This window comes from Lysobacter spongiicola DSM 21749 (genome assembly GCF_900167055.1).
Taxonomy (GTDB): Bacteria; Pseudomonadota; Gammaproteobacteria; order Xanthomonadales; family Xanthomonadaceae; genus Novilysobacter; species Novilysobacter spongiicola.
The window spans coordinates 17,976-40,203 of record NZ_FUXP01000002.1; the positions used below are offsets into that span (position 1 = coordinate 17,976).

Sequence of the window (22,228 nt, forward strand, 5' to 3'; positions counted from 1 at the left end):
CGCATGAGCCAGCGCGCAAGGCCCCCGCTGGCGTGGAGCGCCCCGGGTCAGGTCGTCAAGGTCGGACGAGGCTGGTGAGGCACTTCCCACGGCCAAGAGCGCGGTGACCGCAATTGCAGGAATATCCCTGCGCGCATGCTGAACCATGGCTGCTAGTTAACCATAGCCAGCAAATAACTCCCGGATTTCCTCGCGACTGACGGCGCTGCGTTCAAGGATCGCAGCGAGTTCGTAACTTGCCCTCGCCCTAATACGAATGAAAACATCGGCACCTAATAGACCAGCGTTCCTGAATCCAACCCAGTCTCTATCACGCCTTGGAACTCACTGGGGGCAAGGATAATTGCACTCATACGGGCAGCCACAGAGTACTTTCCGGCCAACCTGCCCCGCTCCTCGACCGGGTAACGGAATTTTAGCCGCACGGACTGGTCTGGATGAATGGAAATGACCTTGGCGTACTTGTCACGGTCATCAACCAGGTGTTCTTCATCCAGGTCATAGAGCCAATCCGCGCCATCCAAGGAGGTAATGCCAACCGTCACCGTAGCTTGCGATCCCTCGTCCGCTCGCCCCCAGCCTGATGGCCCCACCAACTCAAGAGGAGTTCTGCCAGTGTTGATGATCGTCAAGAGGATGGTGATCGCACCCGGAGAAGCCTCTGCCTGCAGTTTTGGGTGAAGCCCAATTACGGGACTGCCCCTGCTCAGCAGCTCGTCCCTGATCTCTGCGAATGGTCTCAGCCGCGCATTGAACTCCGAGCCCAGCGATAGGTCATACACACCGCTGTGATCCACACCTCCAAGCTCAAAGTCATAACGAATGACGTTCTGGTGCCGCCCTGGCCTTGGTGACGGAAGTGGCCGACTGCTTAATACCTCCGCCAGTTGAAAGAACTTCTGCTTAAGGCCGGGATCCGCCGTAATTTCGTATTTCCCTATCCCAAGATATCCCGTGCGTGAATCATCGTCACGAAACGATTTACGAAGAAGTAGATACGCAGTATCCCGTTCGAGCATTATTGTTGTTGGCGGCGAAGGCCGAGAGCTACCAAGCGTTTCTTGACTGAACTTCATGTGCGCGTCCCGAGAATCTGCCACAACACTCCCGGCACACAGGCGGCAGTGGTAATTGAAAGAAGAAACGCGGCCATAACTATATTGAAACTTCCCATAGCAACCCTGTTTTTGAATTGAACCAGTCTCTAATGTGGTTCATATAGTACTTCGGCGTGCTGGGCGCTGGGGACCACATTAGCCGCACGTCTTCGACATTCACGTACACCTTGTAACGAACAGAGCCCTCCGGAAGCGCCTTGTCGAAATACATGGATGTGCCAGCAGGCAGTAGAGCAGTTGTCTGCCCAGACACGGCTCCAAGCATCAGCGGCTGCTCAAGCCTGTGAATCGGGGGGGGGCGGCCCCCGCTTGGCCACCCATTCGACTCCAAGAGCACACGCCGCCCCGGCTGGCGCTGCAAAGACGTAGCCGACTCGCTGTCGCCCCAACCCGCGGCCGACAGAAGAACCTCTCGATGCATGACCTCGATGTACTCGAACTTGGCACGGCTTCATGCTGCAACCGGTCAGAGCTTCGGATCGGCCTGGGCTCCGTGGCATTCGATGCATCGCTACTTGATCTGGTCGGGCAGGGAAAACCCGATACCGTAAATAACGCCCGCTTCCTTTCGACTATCCACATCAAACCACGGCCTCGGAACTCCGGCTGGCGTGACACGGTCCGAGCACACATTAATACCGCGCGAACAACTTATGGATAGCCTTCCATCAGCACGGCGGTTGACTTCGAAAACAGTCGAGTTGTGATCAACTGCCACCCCATTTACTTCCAAGTAGCCACGAAACATATTCGCGGGCACACTTCCAGCGCCAGGCCTGTGATTATCATATCCAGGCTCCCACTCCTCGTAAAGCGAGTTAAAGTTCAACCTAATTCCAACGTGCTCAACTATCCTGTTGTCTGTCGAATCCCATTCAACAATAACGCCGATATTATCCCACACGAAGGTAGTCTCGTATTCATAGCCCGGGACTGCCGGGCGATAGTCCTCTCCAAGCACCTCGACCCACTCCGTGAAATCGTCGCCGAGTGTTAGAAACTTCCCGTCGAAGGTAATCCTCGCGCCCTCGACAGTAATCTCAGGTTCTGCGCCTCGTGGTATCTGCCGCGGTTCGTTTAAGGCATTACCGATGCCCTCCTTCGCCTGAATCCACTGCGACTGTGCGAAGTCGCACCCTGCTAGAACACACAGTAGAGACACGATGGCAAGAAGCTGCTTCACTAGGCTTTCCATGCTTCTATATTACCTGACCTGGTTCTCTTCCCCGAACAGCGTTTCGTAGTTGCGCTGAATGTATTCCCAGCCCTGGCCCCCATAACGCCCTGCGCGGCGAACCTGCTCCATCGTTTCCTGGGCATGGGCTTCGTGCAGGTGCTCCAAGATGGTGGCTGATTCGCCGCGCTCGATATTGGCGCCATTGCTTCTACTCCAATTCAGCACTATCGCATCCTGCCACGAGCTGTCATAGGGGTGGACAAAAAAAGCCGTCGCAACGCCCCCGGGGTCACTTGCCGTATCACCGTCCCAACGGGCCTTCATTGCCGCCCCGGCCTGTTTAACCGCGTATTTGGCGAGCTTGGCTGCCAATACGTGCAAGGGATGCACGTCATGGTCCTTGGCCAGCTGCGAATGACTGGGATCAGTGGAGCCGTTGGTGTTGGGGTCACCGTAGTGGGTTTGGGCGTCATCCACGCTGTTGCCAACCAGATGCAAGAGACTTTGATATACGAGGTTGTAGCCGTTGAGGACGGCGCGCATCGGGGCTGACGCGACCCAACCAATCAACTCTGCGTACTGATGCCCGGGAATTTCGGTCCATTGATCGCGCAAGCTCAGGAACTGCTTGAACGACGTCAGGTAGCGGGGATCACTGTGCTCGGAAAGCAGGATTTCCAGGATTTTCTCACTGTCCGAGCGCTGGCCGGGCTGGCTCGCCTTGAAGGTCCAGCCCTCGACCGGAAACAGCGCCTGGGCGATCGGTCCAGCAATGCTGGCGATTACGTCGGTAGAGCCGAACATGCCGGTCACCAACGGGTACTGGTGCCGGCAATCAGCGGGCGATGTCCACGGCAGGACGCGCTCAAAACCGACCTTCCGGAGACTCAGCTCCACGAAGTTGGAGTGTGCAAAGAAATCTTCAAGCACATGCAGGGCCGAGCCTAGCAGGCGCTTGCCCTCTGAAGTATCTCCAGCCGCTGCCGCGCGGTTCAGCTCGTCGCGCATGGAGTCGCGGGAGTCAGCGATGTAGTTCTTCATCGAGGTCGCCGGGTTGACCGCGAGCTTGGGGCTGTCCGCGGTCACCCAAGGCTCGAAGTCTGCATCCACCGATTGAGGGTCCGGCGGATGCGGATTGATGTTCTTGGGATTGTCGATGTGCTCGGTCGGCCGGTAGACCCCGAGTTTGTCGGCTGTAACCGTATAGCCACTTGGATTGGCAGTGCGAAGGTCATAGAACTCACCGCCGGCCAGCACGTCGATGACCTTGGTCAACGCTTCGCGCGAGATGTAACGACCCAGGTCTTTCGGCAACCCGGGCGGCCGCACGATTTTAGGATCGACAATCTGCGAGAAGTCACGCAGCCAGTTGCCAAAGTAGATGGCTTTCCGATCTTCCTGACGCGGAAAATCATCCTGAAGCACATCCTCGATCGACTCATGTCCAAACGAAGCACGCGGTCGATCTTCATGATGTTCACCACGTCCGGCGCCGAACGTTTCACGTGTGTGGTGTCGGCCGTCGCGGCGTTGGGCATCGGCGCCCTGCATCTGCTGGATCGCCAATCGTGCCTGGGCGTAGTTGACTTTGAGCGGGCCTGTGTAATCCGGCGATTCGTACTGGGCGTACTCGGTCTGGCTGCTGGTCTCAAGGTCGAACACCGCTATGCTGTACGCGTAGCGTGCACCTTCCTCCAGTGGCCCGTCTGGCCCGAGTGTAGAGGTTCCATCAGGATTCCTATCGGCCAGGTCGTGGCGTAGGACATTGTCGATATGGTGCCCGAACTCGTGCAGCAGCACAGCGAGCAACTCGCGCGCGCCTTCGACGTTGGTGGCAGCAAGATCCGGGGCGCCGGCATGCACGCGGATGATGCGGTCCTCGTTATCGTAATCGGCGGGATACGTTCCACCGGACATGACTATATGCTCGGGGTTCCGGATCTTCCCCTGCTTCAGGGCGTCCTGCAGCTTGATGTAGGTCTGTGCCGGAATGTCAAAACCGAAGATCGGCGCGAGCATCAGCACGAATTCGACCGGCGTACTCCTGTTGGCGACCTCCGTCAGCTGGTCGAAAGCGAATGTGCTTCGAATAGCGCGTACAGGATCGGGTTCACGCGAGCTGACCGGCAGCGGTATCAGCCGGGCGCCGTGGGTCATTGTGGCCGCCGCCCCACTCATGAACGGCACTTGCCCCGCCTTGACGACAAACGTGCCCGGGCATTTGAAGGTGATATTTCCGCCCTCCAGCACGACCTCGGTCTGACCCGATGGATGTGCAGGTCGGCGACGAGGTGCGGCAGGGCGACGTGATCGGTGCCGTCGGCGCTACCGGCCGCGCCACCGGCCCGCACCTGCACTGGGGCATGAACTGGCTGACGGTGCGGATCGACCCGTTGCTGGTGCTGGAGCGTGGTGGCTGAGTTCGCCGGGCTACTCGTATTCAGCGAGTAGCTCCCGGATCTCCTCGCGGGTAACGGGACTGTGCTCGAGGATCGCGGCGAGGTCGTCACGCGACAGCGGATAGTCACGAAGCAGCTTGCGGAGCTGCTCGCCATCGACAGGCCTCGCCGACAGAGGCGATAGCCAGAACTTCTCCTGGGACTCGTGGGACTCCAACCGCACCCCTTCGACGTTCACGTACACCTTGTAACGAACGAATCCTTCGGGAAATGCCTGGTCAAAGTACAGGGACGTGCCTGCAGGCAGTAAGGCGGCTGTCTGACCGGGACCACCTCCTATGATCAGCGGCTGCTCGAGCTTGTGTACTTTCGGCATCTCATCGCTCCTGAACTCCATCGCAATTCCAACTCCCGCCGCTACTCCAAGCAGAGCGGCGACCGCGCACCCAAATGCTGCCTTCATGGATAAGTCTCCTTGCGGTCCACTCGGATTGGCGGCTCGTCGTCCAGAAAGCGCTGTAGATTTTCGGGAAGAAACAGTCGGTCCGGCGTCCCGTAAAGCTTGAGGGCTGCACGCTCTGCAAAGCTGAGAACCGCCCCGGGATCCATGTACTCCATCGATCCCTCTTCGTAGGTCGGCCAGATCGCGCTCGCAGCGTCCAAGCTGATGGTCGTGCAATTCGGCCCTAGCGCATGGTAGCTCTGCTGCAACTGGAAAACCCTGAGGTAGCTTCTGCCCAGCTCCAGGTCCTCTCGCCGTCGTCCCCCGGCAACGTGCCCTTCAAAGAACGCGGCGGCCGGCCGCGTGTGTCGGGAGAAGATCCGGTACACGTAGGCAGTCGTTGTTCGGTCGAGCACGTTTTCACCGGCGATGTACTTCCCGAAGTTCGACCACACGCGGAGGATGCCCTCGCCTTCAGCTCCGAAGTCCCCAGTGGTAGCTCCATAGCGACCGAAGTCGAATACGGTATCGCTGACCGGGGTCTTGATCCTGACGGCGGTATGACCGTATCGGTGCTGCTCGCCGTCTTGCTCGTAGGGGCCGCCAATCAACATGTGGAACTCCGAATCGGGAGCCATCTCCACACGGACCACGCTTTCTCTCGCGGGCACTGTTCTCGATTCAGTCCGGCGGGGCTCAGGCATCTGACTGTTCTCCCGATGGTCCTACACCCCACTCGACGGTGATGTCCTCCGCGAGGATCGATCGGATCCTCGCGGTGCGACCGTGGGAATCCGTATCGCCGAAGTGGACTTCCCCCGAGGCCGTCTCCACCCGGTACGGCATATCCGGAATAGGTTCGCCCGTTTCCGAATTGACCAGCTGGAATTGCTGATCGAATGGCTTCAGTCGGGTATCTGGAAGCCTTGCCAGCTCTGCCCTGCCTCTCGCTCCCGCCTTGAACGGCACCTGTCCCGCTTTGACGACAAAAGTGCCCGGGCATTTGAAGGTGATACTCCCGCCCTCCAGCACGATCTCGGACTGCCCCGCCTGCAGGACGACCTTCTCCTTGGCCAGCACATCGATGCGCTCGTCGGTGGCGGTCACCGTCACGGACTGGTCGGCCAACAGCTCCAGCGGGCCGGCGTGGGCCTGCAGACTGAGCGGGCCGTTGGCGGCGATGGCCTTCAGCGGCCCCGCCTGTGCGAACAATGCGACCTGGCCGCCACCGACACCGGCGAACGAGTGGCCGGCGGCGAGGTGCGCGTCCTGCTGGACGGTCGCATGGGTGTTCCCACCCGCATAGGCTACGGCACTGGCTGGGGTGGCCAATGCGATCGCATCGGGGGATTCGGCAAACAGCAGCGGCGCGGCGAACCTTTCCACCGCATCGCCGCCGTCGCGACGACTACCTCGAGGCTTGGTGGCGGGCTGGCCGTTCACCGCGCCCGTGTAGCTCCCGTCCTGCTCCGGGTCGACCTGCTTGATCAGCCCCTTCTGGCGGGCGTTGGCGGCCAGTGGCACGACTTCGCTGTCTTCGGCGGCGTCGCTGAGCGCCCGGGCCGTGCGTTCCGCGCCCTTGAGCTGGCTGACGGCTTCGGCGACGTCCATCTGGGTGGAGTTCCCGTCGGCCCTGGCCGTGCTCGACAACAGGACGCCCTCTCCTCCGCGAACGTTGGCCCACCCCAGCGTTGCCAGGTCGAACCCCTGCCCCCTCAGACGGCCCCGGCTCGCGTCGCGGTGTTCAAGCAGGTGCCCCAGCTCCAGCCGGCTGTCCCCCAGGCTGGTGTGGAGGCGCTGGCGCAGTTGCCCGGTGGCGTCGTCCATCAGCCACTGTTGGGTGCCGCTTCCATCGAGGGACCGGCTGTGGATGCCTGACATGGTGCCGGGATGGTTGCTCGCATCCGCCAATGCGAACGGGGGTGCGACCTCGCCGTTGTACAGCTGGCCCACGATTATCGGCTGGTCGATATCGCCATGGAGGAACTCGACCAGCACCTCGCTGCCCACCCTCGGCAGGGCATGGCTGCCCCAGTTGGGGCCTGCGAGCCACTCGGCAACACGCACCCAGGTGCCGCTCGTGTCGTCGCCCGGGGCATGGCCGTCGTCGTGCTTTCCTCCCGCGGCCAGTCCACCCGGATTGGGTCGGGTACCGCGCTGCCAGCCGAACTGGATCCGGACCTGATGGTCGCGGCTGGAGGTCACGGCGGCGCCTGGCATCCCCACGACGCGCGCTGTCTGCGCACCCGGAGCCGTCGGCTTGCACCTAGCGAGGGGAACGATCGGCGTACCGGCCGGCACCGCGACGAACCGGTTGCGGTAGTTGCCCCGCTCGATGTCAGTGGCCTCGGCCAGGGCGGTAATCCCGCTGCCGAGGTTGTTGGCGGCCACGTGTTCCACCACCAGCGGGACGAACTGCCGGCCGGACAGGTCCGGGTGCTGCGAAAGCACGAACGCCGCCCCGGCTTCGATGCCGCGGCCACTGCCGGATCCCGCGTGCAGCCGCTGTGGCAGGCGCAGGGCATCGAGCTGGTGCCCGGCCCAGGCTTCGGCAAGGTCGCGTTGCGGAAACCGGCCGCTGCGCCCGGCCATGAAAACCTCGCTGTTGGGCAGGTGCGGGCCTGCCGTTTCACCGGCGACGCTTGCACCGACCGCGGCCACCTGCCCTGGTTGCCAGCTGGTCGTGGCGAGTGTGCCGGCTGTCGTCTGGCGGAGGTCGGTGAAGTGGGCGAGGCCATCCAACCCCTCCGTCGCGTCCGCACGGTGGAACCGCAATACCGGTGGCCGTGCCTGCGGGACCTCGGCCTCGCGGTCGAAGACCACCAGCTCATGTCCTGCATCCCCACCGTCCGCCCCGCCCTGCCGATGCTCGAAACGCCAAGCAAGCCCGGCGTCGGCGAGCAGGCGGAAGACGAATTCGTGGTCGCTTTCGCGATACTGCGTGGTGATGTCCGGGGCGTGCAGCGGCCTTCCCACGTCCACCTTCAACGCCGCCTGTGGGTACGCCTCTGCTATCCGCTCGAGCACACCAACCGCATCGAGTCCCTGGAATATCAGGGCATTGCGGCGCAGCCGGAGGAAGGCCGTCCACGGCTCCATCACGAGCCGGTACCGGGCCAGGCCACCGTCGCTCCCAAGCGATTCCACGCCCGTGCAGTAGCCATGCCAGTGACGATGTCCACCGTCGGCCGTGCGCAGGCGCAGCACCAGCGCTCCAGCAAGGAGCGCCGCCCGGTCGATGAAGGCGGAGGTCGACAGGCAGTCGATGTCGAAGCGGAAATCGGCGCAGACGCCTTCCACGCCGGTGAGCCTTTCAACCACCAGCCCGGCGGGATAAGAAGTGTCGAGTTCGATCAGGCGCGCGTGCTGCGAAAGCAGCGCGGCACGCGGCAAATCCATTGCCATGCGTCAAACATCCTTGTCGTGACCCGCGCAGGCTAAAGGGTTTGGCCCGCCTGCGCCAGCTCCCGCTGGTGTCCGGGGCGACCACTGACACGGTCACGCCCGCCCTGCTTGCTGGCATAGAGGGCGGCATCCGCGCGTTCGAGCAGGTCCTCCGCCGTCTCGCCGGGGGCAAGCTCTGCGACCCCAAGGCTCAGCGTGACCTGGAACAGATGGCGGTCGATCGACAAGGGCCGGCAGTTGACCGCCGAGCGGAGGTTCTCTGCCACGCCCATCGCTTCACCAAAGCGGGTGTCGGGCAGCAGCACGACAATCTCGTCGCCGCCCCAGCGGCCGAAAAGATCGTAGGTCCGCAAACGGTTGCGGGTGCGCAGCGCGATGATCTTCAGGCAGCTGTCGCCGACGCGGTGGCCGTAATCGTCGTTGATGCGCTTGAAGTGGTCGATGTCGAAGAAGACCACCGACAGCGGCAGCCTTCCCTTGTGGGCTTCCTCGACCGCCGCCTTGAGCCGCGCTTCGATGGCCGGCCGCGACATCGCACCAGTCAGGCCGTCGAACGTGGCAAGGCGGCTGGCGTGATCCCGATCCCGGCGCAACTGCTGGAGCGTGTCGGTCAACCCGATCATCAGCACCAGCCCGGCCAGCACGAAGCTCGCCGGGAATGCATGGGACAGCCACGCCGGTGCGTTCCATGGCCCGGTCACGCCTGCGATGCTGATCGCCAGCAGCAGCAGCATCGGCAACCACGAGAAGAACACGAAGTACGACGCCCGATGACCCCTCAGGACGCCGGCAGCGGCGGCCACCATGACGATCACCGTGGCCACCAGCAAGGTAAGGTTGGCCAGGTGCGCGATCCAGATCGGCGTTGCCACCAGCGTGACCATGACCAGCGCGCCGAACACGATGCCGCACCCCATCAGCAGCCTCGCCAGCAGCGGATGGCGATCGCGCAGGTCGAGGTAGTGGACCAGGAACACCACGCTCGCCAACGCGCCCACCAGGCCGATGAGCCGCGGGATGCGCGGGTCCATCAGCACCGAATCAGGCAGGCCCGGCACCATCCGGATCTCCCCGCCGACGGCGGCGAAGAAGGCCGCCTGGGCAAACAGGGTCAACAGGAGGTAGCCGTAGCTCCGTTCACCGATGCCGATCCAGAACCCCAGCGCCAGCACCGACAGCAACAGCAGGCTGACCAGGATCGCGCTCCGCCAGGCCACGTGCACCAGGTCGGCCCGGTGCACCCGGGCGAGCGGTTCCACGCGTACCTCCATGGGCATTGCCGAGGTCGCGTGCACCCTCAGGTACACCGCCTCGCCGGCAGCCAGTCCACCCGGCAACGGAAACACCAGGCCGCGCGTGGAAAAGCCGGGATCGGCATCGGGGCCATACAGCGAGCGGGTAACCGGGAGCACCTTGTCGGGCGTCCAGGCCTCCACTCGAGCCTGGTGGGGGGACGTGAGCACCAGGTGGGGCTGGCCATCGGCGGGAATGTCCGTCTTCGTGGTGATCCGCCACCACCGCGGCGCCCCTCCGCGTTCACGCACCACCGTTTCGGGCACAAGCACGAAGCGCCCATCGAACTCGCCAGTGAGGATCCTCGCCGGTACCGGATCCTGGTCGAGCCTCGCCACTTCCAGCTGCGACGCGGCGGCCGGAGTCGCCGTCGGGGCTTTCGGTGCAGCCAGGGTCGCGCACGAAAGCACAGTCAGCAAGAGCATCAACGCCCATGCCAACGAACCGCTGTTCCAGTTCCCCTGTCTTGATCTGCCGCCCATCCTGGCCCCCTGCCAGCGTGCGCTCCAGCATAGCCCGGGCGTGACCGCTGTCACGAACCGCTGATCGGCCCTGGACGACCGTCAGGCGCCCCACCTCCGCCTCGCCGCCTAGCCGCGGGCGGCACGCCAGGCGATCGGAAGCACTCGCCAAGGAGGCAACGGAGCCAACGGATCAAGCCGGTCAAGGCGCCTGCGCGCCAGCGTGGCCCACAACCTGCGCTCTACCGTGCTGGCGCGGCCGGCTGGCCAGCGGCCCCGCAGCATGTCCGCCCATGCCGCGGCGGCATTGGCATCACCGGCGGCCGCCAAGGCGGAGAGCGGCGCCGCGGCTTCGCCGAAACGCGCCAACCGTGAGTAGAGCAAGGTTGCCGACAGCGCGGCCTCGTCCGCAGGTGCCGCGGGCGCGCCCAGCACAGACCCTTCAACCTCGACGGCTGCGGATGAGAACGGCTCCATCGCGGCGAAGGCGTCGTCCGCGTCCACAGGACGCTCCCTGCTGGCCGCCAAGGCCGGTAATGCGGCCGCCAGTGACGGCCAGGCGGCCGGATGACGTTGCAGCGCCGCTCCCAGCGGATGGCGACGCGCGCCCCGGCTCCAGCCGGCGAACTCCTCCTGCCACCAGCCCAGCTTGGCCTCCCCGGGACGGGGGTCGGCCCCGCCCCAGGCTGCATCGGTGAGTTCCTGCAACAGGGTCGCCCAGGCCAATGCCGATTCGCGGCGGTGCCCGGGAACGAACACTTCGGCAAACTGCCACTCCGGCCAGTTCGATCGCCACTTTGCGAGGTGCGAGGCCGCCTCTTCCGTGGTCATGACGGTGCGGGCCACGAAGCGGCAAGGCGAAGTTCCCGCGGATCCTCGATCAGCACGTCGCCCTGCCACGCAAACGGATCGTCTTCCGACAGCCGGTAACCCCATAGGGCGACCACGGAAGCCATGCCGGCCGCACGCGCAGCGGTGATGTCGCGTTCGTCATCGCCGACGTAGGTGCAAGCGACCGGCTCCACACCCATGCGTTCGGCGGCCACCAGCAAGGGAAGCGGGTCGGGCTTGCGCGCCGGCAGCGAGTCGCCGCCGATCAGGACCGCGCACCGCTCCTGCCAGCCGAGCTTCGGCAGCAGCTGGGCGGCGAGGTACTCGGGCTTGTTGGTCACGATGCCCCACGGGCACCCGGCCTGCTCCAACGTCGCCAGCATCTCTTCGATGCCGTCGAACGCGCGGCCATGCAGGCCCAGTTCGCGCTCGTAGGTCTCGAGGAACTCGGGGATCCACGTCTCGCGCTCGGCGTCGTCCAGTTCGGGGAAGGCCTGCCGCACCATCGCACGGGCTCCCTTGGAGACGTGGGGACGCAGTTCCGCCAGCAGCATCGGCGCCTTGCCGCGCGCACCACGCATGGCGTTGACGGCCGCAAGCATGTCGGGGGCGCTGTCGAGCAGGGTGCCGTCCAGGTCGAAAAGCACTGCTGCCGGGAAGCTCGCACTCATTCCGGCTTCAATGCGCAGGCGAGGTAGTTCACGTCGGTCCGCCGCGTCACGCGGGCGGCATTGCGCCACGGCTCGTACATCAGTCCGCTGACATCCTCCAGCTGCAATCCGGCGCCGCGGAGCCAGGCGCCCAGTTCGGACGGCCGGATGAAGTCGCGATACTGGTGGGTGCCCTTGGGTAGCAGCCGTGCAACGTATTCGGCGCCGACGATCGCCAGCGCGAAGGCGGCAGGCGTACGGTTGAGGGTCGACAGGAACAGGCGACCACCCGGCTTCAGCAGCCGCGCACAGGCGTCGATCACCGCACCGGGGTCGGGAACGTGTTCCAGCATTTCCATGCAGGTAACCACGTCGAAGGTGCCCGGCTGCTCCGCCGCCAGCGATTCGACCGATTGCAGCCGGTAGTCGACCGCCACCCCCGACTCCAGGCCATGCAGTTTTGCCACCTTGACCAGCTCCGGCGCCAGGTCCAACGCGGTGACGCGGGCACCCTCTCGGGCAAGTGCCTCGCTCAGCAGGCCGCCGCCGCAACCGACGTCCAGCGCGCTTGCGCCTTCCAGCCTGGCCCGGGCCATCACATAGCCGTGCCGCGCGGGGTTCAGCGCATGCAGTGCCTTCTGCGGCCCTTCCGGATCCCACCAGCGGCTGGCAAGGGCGCCAAACTTGTCGAGTTCGGACTGGCTGAAGTTGTCCGGCGCAGCGGCGTGGTCGCTCATCGACATGCTCTCAGGGACGCAGGGCGGCGATGCGGTCGCGCCACTGCCTTGCATTGGCCACCAGGGCCGGGAGGTCGAGGTCGACCAGCTCGCGCCCGCGCAGCTTGGCAGCGCCGCCGATCCAGACATCCGTGACCTGGTGTCGGCCGGTCGCGTAGACCAGCTGCGAGACCACGTTGAACAAGGGCTGGCTTTCCAACTGGTCCAGGTCGACGCAGGCGAGGTCGGCCTGCTTGCCGACCTCAATCGAGCCGATCGTGTCGTCCAGCCCCATCGCCCTGGCACTGCCGAGCGTCGCCGCCCGCAGTGCGCTGGCTGCACTGAACGCCGCGGCATCACCGGCCACGGCCTTGGCCAATTGCGCCGCCGTCCGGGTCTCGCCAAACATGTCCAGGTCGTTGTTGCTTGCCGCGCCATCGGTACCGATCGCGATGTTGACCCCTGCCTGCTCCAGCCGGCCAACCGGGCAGAAGCCGGAGGCCAGCTTCAGGTTGGACTCGGGGCAATGCACCACGCTGACGCCGCGCTGGGCGCACAGTTCGATCTCGCCGTCGGTCAGCGCGGTCATGTGCACCGCGATCAGGCGGTCGTTGACCAGGCCGAGGCGGTCGAGCCGGGCGAGCGGACGCTGGCCGTACTTCTCCTGCGACTCGGCCACTTCATGCGCGGTCTCGTGCGTATGCAGGTGCACCGGGATGTCGAGCTGGTCCGACAGCATCCTGATGCGTTCGAAGCTGGCATCGGACACCGTGTACGGCGCGTGCGGCACGAATGCCATCGTGACCAGCGGATCCCCGCGCCACTGGTCGTGGACCTCGCCGGCACGGTCGAAGTACTCGTCGTCGCTCGACGCCCACGCGGTCGGGAAGTCGATGACGGGCAACCCGACGCAGGCCCGGAAGCCGTGACGCTTGTAGGTGGCCGCCTGCGCGTCCGGGAAGAAGTAGTTCTCATTGGCGCAGGTGGTGCCGCCGCGCAGCATCTCGGCAATGGCGAGCGTCACGCCGTCGGTGACGAACTCCGGTCCGATGACCTTGCCCTCCACCGGCCAGATGTGGCCCTGCAGCCACTCCATCAGCGGCAGGTCGTCGGCAAAGCCGCGCAGCAGCGTCATCGGGTTGTGCGTGTGGGCATTGACCAGCCCCGGGATCAGGGCCGATCCCGGACGGGACACCGTCTCGCGCGGCGCGAAACGCATACGTGCCTCGGCCGTCGGCAGTACCGCCACGATCGCCCCTTCACTCACGGCCACCGCGTGGTCCACCAGGACCACGTCGTGCGGCTGGACCGGCACCACCCAGCCGGCTTCGATCAGGAGGTCGCAGGGCGTCGGGGCGGGTGCGGTCATTACTTGACCCGGCTGACGTATTCGCCGGAGCGGGTGTCGACCTTGATCACCTCGTCCTGGCCGACGAACAGCGGCACGCGCACGACGGCGCCGGTCTCCAGCGTGGCCGGCTTGCCGCCACCACCCGAGGTGTCACCGCGGACGCCGGGATCGGTCTCCGTGATCTTCAGCTCGACGAAGTTCGGCGGATTGACATAGATCGGGATGCCGTTCCAGAGCGTGACCACGCAGTCTTCCTCGCCCTTGAGCCACTTGGATGCATCGCCGACGCCGTTCTTGTCCGCCTGCACCTGCTCGAAGCTGGACGGGTCCATGAAGTGCCAGTGCTCGCCGTCCGAATAGAGGAACTGCATGTCGGTGTCGACCACGTCCGCCGCTTCCAGCGAGTCGGTGGCCTTCATCGTCACTTCCTGCACGCGGCCGGTCTTGATGCTGCGGTATTTCACGCGCGTGAAGGCCTGGCCCTTGCCCGGCTTGACGTACTCGGTATCGGTGATGACGCACGGGTCGTTGTTGACCAGGATCTTCATCCCGTTCTTGACGTCGTTCATGCCATAGCTGGCCATCTGGAGCTCCTGCGGTATAGATGTATCGGGTGGTTCGGCCCCTGGGAAAAGATCCACTCTCCCCCGGACCGTTAGAATGTCGCGCCGCCGGACAAGCCGGACGCACGCAGAACCGGACCCGAATGATACCCGCAGCCCCGGCCGCTCCGCAGCCACGACCGCTCCAGGCCCCGCGCTGGCAACAGCTCTGGCGGGAGGCCGTGCGCGACCCGGGCGAGTTGCTCGCGATGCTGGGGCTGCCTCCGGACCTGCCGGGGATCTCGCCCGCGGCGATCGACCAGTTCGCGCTGCGGGTGCCGCGTGGCTTCGTCACCCGCATGCGCCATGGGGATCCGGCCGACCCCCTGCTGCGCCAGGTGTTGCCGCTGGACGCCGAAATGCGGCCGATGGCGGGCTTCAGCCTGGACGCCGTGGGCGACGGCGCTGCGAAGTCCGGCCACGGGGTCATCCAGAAGTACCGCGGCCGCGCACTGCTGGTGGCGACCGGCAGTTGCGCGATCAACTGCCGATACTGCTTCCGCCGCCACTTTCCGTATGCCGAGGAAACTGCTGCCGCGGCCGGCTGGCGGGAGGCGGTGGCCCGCATCCGCGACGACGACAGCATCGACGAGGTCATTCTCTCGGGCGGCGATCCGCTGTCGCTGTCCACCGCGAAGCTCACCGACCTCACCGATGCGCTCGCAGGCACACCGCACCTGAAGCGCCTGCGGATCCACACCCGCCTGCCGGTGGTCCTGCCCGAACGCATCGACGAGCCGCTGCTGGCTTGGCTGCGTGGCCTGCCATGGCCGACCACGGTGGTCCTGCACGCCAACCACGCCAACGAGTTCGATGCGTCGGTGGACGCCGCCATGGCGCGTTTGCGCCGGGAGGGCGTCACGTTGCTCAACCAGGCGGTACTCCTGCGCGGCGTCAATGATTCGGTCGAAGCGCTGGCCGCATTGAGCGAGCGCGGTTTCGCCGCGGGGGTGCTGCCCTACTACCTCCACCAGCTCGACCGGGTGCAGGGTGCGGCGCATTTCGAAGTCGCCGACGACACCGCACGAGCCTTGCATGCCGCACTCGCGGCTCGCCTTTCCGGATACCTGGTGCCCAGGCTGGTGCGGGAAATCCCGGGCGATACGGGCAAACGGCCGCTTTGAGCCACTACTGACGTCTCAACTCTCGACACCTGTCATGGACGGATCAACCGGCTTCTGTCATAACGAGGCCGAAGTTGCCGGAACAGGTCGGTTTCCGACCGGCCGGGGGGCATGGAAGCCACGACCACAGTGGCGCCGGGGGCGCCCGAAAGGGGCAGACATGCTGGACGAATCGAACCACGGCACGCCGGTGCCGTCGGGACAGGCAATGCCGGCGGGGCCTTTTGGCGACGCCGCGGCCTTCCGTGGCATGCTCGCTCCCTCACTTTCAAGACACCCGGATGGAGGGGTGCGTATGCAATCGGGCAAGGACATGGTGTTGCGGCTGCTTATCGTCGATGACAGCGTCGAGGCGGCCGAGGCCATCGTCAGCGGGCTACGCAACAGTGGTATCGCGGTGCGACCCAGCCGCCCCGAGAGCGAGTCGGACATGCAGTCCCTGCTCGGCGCCCAGTCCCACGACCTCGTGGTGGCGGCACGCGATGCCACGACCGTGCCACTGGACAAGGTGATGCTGCTGGTCGGCGCCAGCGGCAAGGACCTGCCGGTGCTCATGCTGGTGGAGTCCATCGACGATGCCGCGCTCATGCAGGCTGTCGACGCCGGCGCCCGGTCCGTGGTGCTGCGCGGCCGGATGGAGCACATCGAGAAGACCATCCGCAATGAATGGCGGGACCTCGAGGCACGCCGCGGCCTGCGCCGGCTCGAAGTCCAGGTCCGCGAGACCGAGCGCCGCTGCGACTCCCTGATCGACTCCTCGCGCGATCCGGTGGCCTACGTCCACGAAGGCATGCACATCCGGGCCAACAGTGCGTACCTGGAAATGTTCGGCTTCGAGTCCTTCGAGGATATCGAGGGCATGTCGCTGCTCGACCTGGTGTCGCCGCAGCACGTGGCCGCGTTCAAGACGCTGCTCAAGCAACTCGGCAAGGGCGAATCGGCGCCGCCGCGATTCGAGACCGAAGCGCGCACGCTCGATGGCGACACGTTTCCCGCGGTCATGGAGTTCACTCCCGCCAGCTATGAAGGCGAAACCTGCCTGCAGATCGTATTGCGGCGCCAGGAAGCCGACCCCGAGCTCGCCCGCGAGGTGGAGGAGCTGCGCCAGCGCGACCAGGCCACCGGCCTGCTCAACCGCGCGACCTTCCTCCGGTCCCTGGAGGATGCCGTCGGCGATGCCGCGCGCAATGCGGGCCACCACGCGCTGCTGCTGATCGAGCCCGACCACTACTCAAGGCTGCTGCAGGAGATCGGGCTGGATGCGGCCGACGAGCTGATCAAGGCCTATGCCGACCGGCTGGCCTCGGTGCTTGGCGAGAACGACATCGCCGCGCGCTTTGCCGAGCACCAGTTGGCGATCCTGCGGCGCGACAGTGACTACCACGCCAGCGTCGCCCTCGCGGATTCGGTCCGCGCGGCGTTCGCGGATGCCGTACTGGAGATCGGCGAGCGCTCGCTCAACGCCACCGTCAGCATCGGCGGCGTGCAGATCGGGCAGCGCATCGCCACCCTGACCGAGGTGCTGGGCAAGGCCAACCAGGGCGTGCAGTCGACGGTGGGCGTGGGCGGCAACCGGGTGGAGATCTTCGACCCGGGCGCGGTGGACCGTGCAGAGGTGGAACGGATCGCAGCGTGGGTGGACCGGATCCGCAAGGCGATCGACGACGACCGCTTCCTGATGTACTACCAGCCGCTGGTCAGCCTGCACGGCGAACCCAACGAGATGTACGACGCCTACCTGCGCATGCAGGGCGACAAGGGCGAGGTGGTGCAGCCGATGACCTTCCTGCAGATTGCCGAGGAACACGGCCTGCTGTGGGAGATCGATCGCTGGATGGTCAGCCACGCCATCGCCAACATCGGCTCCCGGCTCAAGGCCACCGGCAAGCGCACCACGCTGCTGGTGAAGATCACCGAGGTGTCCCTGCAGGACGAAAGCCTGGCCGATTACATCCAGGAACAGCTCGCCAAGCACGGCGTCGACGGGGAGCTGCTGGTGCTGCAGTTGCCGGAATCGAAGGTGTTCACCCAGCTCAAGGCCGCCCAGGCGTTCCAGCAGCGGGTGGCGAAGCTGGGGGTCAAGGTCGGGCTGGAGCAGTTCGGCAGTGGCTTGAACTCGTTCCAGCTTCTGACCCACTTCGATGCGGCGCTATTGAAGCTGGACCGGACCTTCATGGAAGACCTGCCCAACAACCCCGAGCACCAGCAGCGCATCAAGGAGCTGGCGGAGAAGGCGCGTGCCGCGGGCAAGCAGACCATCGCAGAGTTCGTGCAGGACGCCGGCAGCATGTCGGTCCTGTTCGGCGCTGGCATCGACTACGCCCAGGGCCACTTCCTGGCCCACGCCGGCCCCGAAATGGACTACGACTTCGGTTGACCACTTACGGCGGCGGGAGCCGGCGAGGCTCCCGCTGACGCGTCAAAGCGCCGTGCGCACCGACCCGTCCAGCCTGCGGAGCGCCTCGATGCGCTCCTCCAGCGGCGGGTGGCTCATCAGCAGGCGGCCGAGACCGTGCCGCACCGCGCCGCTGATCCCGAAGGCCGCCACCTGCTTGGGCAGGGTACTGGCACCGTAGGTCGCCGAGAGCCGCTGCAGGGCCGCGACCATCTTGTCCCGGCCTGCAAGCTGCGCCGCACCGGCGTCGGCCCGGAACTCGCGGTGCCGGGAGAACCACATCGCGATCATCGACGCGAACAGCCCGAAAACCATGTCGAGCACGAACACGATCACGTAATAGCCGATGCCGGGCGCACCATCGCGGCTGCCACCGAGGTAGCCATCGATCACCCGGCCCACCACGCGCGCCAGCACGATCACAAACGTGTTGAGCACACCCTGAATCAAGGCCATGGTCACCATGTCGCCATTGGCCACGTGGCTCACTTCATGGGCCAGCACCGCCTCCGCTTCGTCCCGGTCCATGCCGCGCAGCAGGCCGGTCGACACCGCGACCAGCGAGTTGTTGCGGCTGGGGCCGGTGGCGAAGGCGTTGATCTCGGGCGCATCGTATACGGCGACCTCGGGCGTCGCGATGCCCGCGGCCTCCGCCTGCCGCTTCACGGTGGCCAGCAACCACTGCTCGCCCTCGCTGCGCGCCTGGGTGATCACCTGCGCGCCGGTGGTGCGCTTGGCCATCCATTTGGATGTCATCAACGATATGAAGGCACCACCGAACCCGAACACGGCAGCGAACATCAACAACGTGCCGTTGTCACCGAGATTCACGCCGAACGCCTGCAGTACGCTCAGCACGATCCCGAGCAGCACCATCACGGCGAGATTGGTCGCAAGGAACAGGGAAATACGCTTGAACATCGAAGTACCCGGCTTCCGCGCACCACGCGCGGTCATGAACGCGAGATATGGCAGCCCGTGGGGGAACGCAAGATGAAGCCGCCTACCGGTTCAGCATCCGAAGGGGCATCGGGCGGACTCTACCGGGGCCGCTTCGCGCCCTCCCCCACCGGCGACCTGCACGCCGGCTCGATCATGGCCGCCCTGGGCAGCTGGCTGTTCGCACGACGCGCCGGTGGAGAGTGGCTGGTGAGGATCGAAGACCTTGATCCGCCGCGTGAGGAGGCGGGTGCTGCCCGGCGGCAGTTGCGCATGCTGGCGGCCATGGGACTGGTGCCGGACGGTCCGGTCGAATACCAGTCCACGCGCTCCGCGATCTACCAGCAGGCGCTTGACCAGCTGGTGGAGCGGGGACAGGCGTTCGCCTGCCACTGCAGCAGGAGCGACCTGTCCGCCGTCGGCGGCATCCACCGTGAATGCGTGGCGCGCCGTCGACGGCAGAATCCGGCCATCCGGTTGAGGGTGCCGGCCGGGTCACGGGTCACGTTCGTCGACCGGATCCTGGGCGAATGCACCCAGGACGTCTCCGGGACGGTGGGCGACTTCGTGCTCAGGCGCGCCGACGGCTGGTGGGCCTACCAGCTGGCCGTTGTGGTCGATGACGGCGCGCAGCGCGTGACGGACGTCGTGCGCGGCGCCGACCTGCTCGATTCCACGCCGCGGCAGATCCTGCTGCAGCGCGCGCTCGGCCTGCCCACGCCCGGCTACGCCCATCTGCCGCTGATCCTCGGGCTCGACGGGACCAAGCTGTCGAAGTCCGGGGCGGCGCCTGCGGTTGACCCCGAAGATCCGGTCGCCGCCCTCCATGCGGCCTGGCTCGCCCTCGGGCAACCGCTTGGGGCGGTACCGCGCGGGGGAACGCCGCAGGCATTCCTCGAGGCCGCCAGTGCGGCATTCGATCCCGCACTCGTACCTTCGAACCCGCAGCCCGCCGCAGTGCACAACAGAGGCGTCACGCTTCACGAATAGAATCCGGCCACGGTTCCACGCTCGTTCCAGGGCTCACGGCAAGGGAGAACACCATGCAGGCACGCGTCGCACTGGTCACCGGCGGTACCGGTGGCATCGGTACGTCCATCGTCAAGCGGTTGGCGGGGATGGGGCACAAGGTCGCCACCAACTTCCGGGACGAAGCCCGCGGACGCGCCTGGCATCAGGGCATGAAGGATGCGGGCTTCGACATCGCGATGGCTGCCGGGGATGTTTCCAGCCCCGAGCAGGCGGCGGCGCTGGTGCAGGAGGTCGAGCGGCAACTCGGCCCCGTCGAGATCCTGGTCAACAACGCCGGCATCACCCGTGACTCCACCTTCCACAAGATGTCGGCGCAACAGTGGAACGAGGTGATCTGCACCAACCTCAATTCCTGCTTCAACGTCACCCGCCCGGTGATCGAGGGCATGCGGCAGCGCAAGTGGGGGCGGATCGTGCAGATCAGTTCCATCAACGGCCAGAAGGGCCAGTACGGCCAGGCCAATTACGCCGCCGCCAAGGCTGGCATGCACGGTTTCACCATCTCCCTGGCGCAGGAGAACGCGCGATTCGGCATCACGGTGAACACGGTATCGCCGGGCTACATCGGCACCGACATGGTGATGGCGGTGCCGGAGGAGGTGCGCGAGAAAATCATCGCGCAGATTCCAACCGGACGGCTCGGCACGCCGGAGGAAATCGCCTATGCGGTGGGCTTCTTTATTCCCGACGAAGCCGGCTGGATCACCGGTGCCAACCTGTCGGCGAACGGTGGCCAATACATGGGTTGGTAACGCGGTTGCAAGCCCTCTTCGCGTGGGCCATGCTGCAGAGCATCACGATCCAGGGCTCCGCAGCATGGCCAGTCGCGTCATCAAGAAGTATCCGAACCGTCGCCTCTACGACACCGAGATCTCCAGTTACATCACGATCGAGGACGTGCGACAGCTGATCGTCGACGGCGAGGAGTTCGAAGTCCGCGATGCCCGCTCCGGTGACGACCTGACCCGGCAGGTCCTGCTGCAGATCATCGCCGAGCACGAGCAGGACGGCGAACCGATGCTGTCGACGCAACTGCTGAGCCAGATCATCCGCTTCTACGGCGATTCCCTGCAGGGCTTCATGGGCCCCTACCTCGAGAAATCGATGCAGGTGTTCCTGGACCAGCAGCAGCAGTTCCGCAGCCAGATGGGCGGCATGATCGGCCAGAGCCCGTGGACGATGATGAACCAGCTCACCGAGCGCAACATGTCGATGTGGAAGGAGTTCCAGCAGAACCTGTCCGGCAGTGTCGGCCAGACGGCTGCGGCGGCAAAGAAGCCCGAACGCAAGCGCTGATCTCCTCAAGCACGTTCCGCGGTCGAGCCGCCTGTTCTACTGCAGCGACGGGCTGCAGTAGCGCTGGCGGAACTCCTCCGCACGGGGCATGAGCCCCTGCAGGACCTGGATCCGGTTGGCCGGATCCGGATGGGTTGAAGCGAACTCCGGTGGCCGCGCGCCGTCTCCAAGCTCCGACATCCGCTCCCACAGGGGAACGGCTTCGCGCGGGTCGTAACATGCGGCCGCCGCCAGCATCAGCCCGACCTCGTCCGCCTGTGTCTCATGGTTCCGCCCGTACGGCAGGATGAGCCCGTACTGCGCACCCGCGCCCAGTGCCGCCATCAAAGCCTGTTGTTGCTGCGGCTCCATGCCACCCACCGCGACGCCTGCCGCGATCTGCCCCATCTGGACCAGCTGCTGCTGGGCCATGCGCTGCGACCCGTGCCGCAGCAACGCGTGGGCGATCTCGTGGCCCATCACCACCGCGAGCGCATCCTCGTTGCGCGTGACCGGCAACAGCCCGGTATAGACGGCCATCTTGCCGCCGGGCAGGCAGAATGCGTTGGCCTGGTCGGAACGGATGACGCTGACGTCCCACTGGAAATGCTCATGCGCAGTGGGGGCGGCGCTCTGGTGTTGCGCCGCCAGGTCGGCCGTGACCTGCGGGACCCTCGACACCAGGCGCTCGGCGATCGCGCGCACCTGGCGACTCTCCTGCGCCTGCGCAGGCAGGAGGGCGCCCTGGGCCTCGGCGTCACCCAGCACTTCGCGGTAAGCCTGCGCACCGAGCAGGACCTCGTCGCTGGGCGAAGCACCGTAGCGTGCCGTCTCTCCCGTGTAGGGATCGGTCTCGGCGGTGCCGAACCACTGCCATGCGGCGTAGACGGCGAAGATCACCAGCACCCACCAGCGGAACCCACCGCCACGGCGGCGCCCGGCATTCGAGCTGCCCCGCCCCCGGCCCAGGGAAACCTTCATCCACTTGCTCCTGTTCCGGCTTCGGCCGGGCTACCGG

The 22,228-nt window shown here is 65.5% G+C and carries 19 protein-coding genes and 1 pseudogene; 6 read left to right on the top strand and 14 right to left on the bottom strand.

Features of this window, described 5'->3' with window-relative positions; all coding sequences use genetic code 11:
* Positions 1 to 272: 272 nt before the first annotated feature.
* From B5D37_RS14615 to B5D37_RS15025, 3 genes are all read right to left on the bottom strand, one after another.
* Positions 273 to 1,076 carry a hypothetical protein gene (locus tag B5D37_RS14615; protein WP_143814143.1) on the bottom strand — a complete coding sequence of 268 codons (804 nt, stop codon included), beginning with the start codon at positions 1,074 to 1,076 and terminating at the stop codon, positions 273 to 275.
* Positions 1,077 to 1,629: 553 nt separating this feature from the next.
* Positions 1,630 to 2,313: a DUF7738 domain-containing protein gene (locus tag B5D37_RS14620; protein WP_143814144.1), complete on the bottom strand. Its 684-nt coding sequence runs from the start codon at positions 2,311 to 2,313 to the stop codon at positions 1,630 to 1,632.
* A 9-nt stretch (positions 2,314 to 2,322) separates the two neighbouring features.
* A complete protein-coding gene (locus tag B5D37_RS15025; protein ID WP_078757503.1) occupies positions 2,323 to 4,545 on the bottom strand; it encodes an HET-C-related protein in 2,223 nt (740 codons plus the stop codon).
* 17 nt (positions 4,546 to 4,562) lie between these two features.
* Between B5D37_RS15025 and B5D37_RS04305 the strand changes: the two are divergent.
* Positions 4,563 to 4,715: pseudogene (locus B5D37_RS04305) on the top strand (M23 family metallopeptidase); the annotation flags it as partial.
* A 10-nt stretch (positions 4,716 to 4,725) separates the two neighbouring features.
* On the opposite strand, the gene B5D37_RS04310 reads toward B5D37_RS04305, so the two are convergent.
* From B5D37_RS04310 to efp, 9 genes are all read right to left on the bottom strand, one after another.
* A complete protein-coding gene (locus B5D37_RS04310; protein WP_159447337.1) occupies positions 4,726 to 5,070 on the bottom strand; it encodes a hypothetical protein in 345 nt (114 codons plus the stop codon).
* A gap of 83 nt (positions 5,071 to 5,153) precedes the next feature.
* The gene (locus B5D37_RS04315) at positions 5,154 to 5,840 is read right to left on the bottom strand and encodes a hypothetical protein (protein WP_078757505.1); all 687 of its coding nucleotides are present in this window, start codon (positions 5,838 to 5,840) and stop codon (positions 5,154 to 5,156) included.
* Positions 5,833 to 8,541, bottom strand: coding sequence for a type VI secretion system Vgr family protein (locus B5D37_RS04320; protein ID WP_078757506.1), 2,709 nt, complete (start codon positions 8,539 to 8,541; stop codon positions 5,833 to 5,835). Before B5D37_RS04320 ends, B5D37_RS04315 begins: the two co-directional genes overlap by 8 nt.
* 32 nt (positions 8,542 to 8,573) lie before the next feature.
* A complete protein-coding gene (locus B5D37_RS04325; RefSeq protein WP_159447338.1) occupies positions 8,574 to 10,259 on the bottom strand; it encodes a GGDEF domain-containing protein in 1,686 nt (561 codons plus the stop codon).
* A gap of 165 nt (positions 10,260 to 10,424) precedes the next feature.
* Positions 10,425 to 11,126, bottom strand: a complete 702-nt coding sequence (locus B5D37_RS04330) for an isoprenoid biosynthesis enzyme family protein (protein WP_159447339.1) — start codon at positions 11,124 to 11,126, stop codon at positions 10,425 to 10,427.
* Positions 11,123 to 11,797: a phosphoglycolate phosphatase gene (locus B5D37_RS04335; RefSeq protein WP_143814145.1), complete on the bottom strand. Its 675-nt coding sequence runs from the start codon at positions 11,795 to 11,797 to the stop codon at positions 11,123 to 11,125. The genes B5D37_RS04330 and B5D37_RS04335 overlap by 4 nt, the downstream gene beginning before the upstream one ends.
* On the bottom strand, positions 11,794 to 12,513 hold the full coding sequence (gene ubiG, locus B5D37_RS04340) for a bifunctional 2-polyprenyl-6-hydroxyphenol methylase/3-demethylubiquinol 3-O-methyltransferase UbiG (protein ID WP_425478028.1): 720 nt from the start codon (positions 12,511 to 12,513) through the stop codon (positions 11,794 to 11,796). The genes B5D37_RS04335 and ubiG overlap by 4 nt, the downstream gene beginning before the upstream one ends.
* A 10-nt stretch (positions 12,514 to 12,523) precedes the next feature.
* On the bottom strand, positions 12,524 to 13,861 hold the full coding sequence (locus B5D37_RS04345) for a TRZ/ATZ family hydrolase (RefSeq protein ID WP_078757510.1): 1,338 nt from the start codon (positions 13,859 to 13,861) through the stop codon (positions 12,524 to 12,526).
* Positions 13,861 to 14,427, bottom strand: a complete 567-nt coding sequence (gene efp / locus B5D37_RS04350) for an elongation factor P (RefSeq protein ID WP_078757511.1) — start codon at positions 14,425 to 14,427, stop codon at positions 13,861 to 13,863. Before efp ends, B5D37_RS04345 begins: the two co-directional genes overlap by 1 nt.
* Positions 14,428 to 14,549: 122 nt before the next feature.
* Between efp and epmB the strand changes: the two genes are divergently transcribed.
* Entirely contained in the window at positions 14,550 to 15,569 is a 1,020-nt protein-coding gene (gene epmB / locus B5D37_RS04355; protein ID WP_078757512.1) for an EF-P beta-lysylation protein EpmB, read from the top strand.
* Between the two features lie 295 nt (positions 15,570 to 15,864).
* The gene (locus B5D37_RS04360; RefSeq protein ID WP_078757513.1) at positions 15,865 to 17,946 is read left to right on the top strand and encodes a GGDEF/EAL domain-containing response regulator; all 2,082 of its coding nucleotides are present in this window, start codon (positions 15,865 to 15,867) and stop codon (positions 17,944 to 17,946) included.
* 42 nt (positions 17,947 to 17,988) lie between these two features.
* On the opposite strand, the gene htpX is transcribed toward B5D37_RS04360, so the two are convergent.
* On the bottom strand, positions 17,989 to 18,885 hold the full coding sequence (htpX, locus tag B5D37_RS04365) for a protease HtpX (RefSeq protein WP_078757724.1): 897 nt from the start codon (positions 18,883 to 18,885) through the stop codon (positions 17,989 to 17,991).
* 72 nt (positions 18,886 to 18,957) lie between these two features.
* On the opposite strand from htpX, the gene gluQRS reads away from it, so the two are divergent.
* The 3 genes from gluQRS (at position 18,958) to phaR (ending at position 21,231) form a co-directional block, all read left to right on the top strand.
* Entirely contained in the window at positions 18,958 to 19,893 is a 936-nt protein-coding gene (gluQRS, locus tag B5D37_RS04370) for a tRNA glutamyl-Q(34) synthetase GluQRS (RefSeq protein WP_078757725.1), read from the top strand.
* 53 nt (positions 19,894 to 19,946) lie between these two features.
* Entirely contained in the window at positions 19,947 to 20,687 is a 741-nt protein-coding gene (phbB, locus tag B5D37_RS04375; protein WP_078757514.1) for an acetoacetyl-CoA reductase, read from the top strand.
* A 64-nt stretch (positions 20,688 to 20,751) separates the two neighbouring features.
* Positions 20,752 to 21,231, top strand: a complete 480-nt coding sequence (gene phaR / locus B5D37_RS04380) for a polyhydroxyalkanoate synthesis repressor PhaR (RefSeq protein ID WP_078757515.1) — start codon at positions 20,752 to 20,754, stop codon at positions 21,229 to 21,231.
* Positions 21,232 to 21,267: 36 nt separating this feature from the next.
* On the opposite strand, the gene B5D37_RS04385 is transcribed toward phaR, so the two are convergent.
* Positions 21,268 to 22,191, bottom strand: a complete 924-nt coding sequence (locus tag B5D37_RS04385; protein WP_078757516.1) for a M48 family metallopeptidase — start codon at positions 22,189 to 22,191, stop codon at positions 21,268 to 21,270.
* Between the last annotated feature and the right edge of the window lie 37 nt (positions 22,192 to 22,228).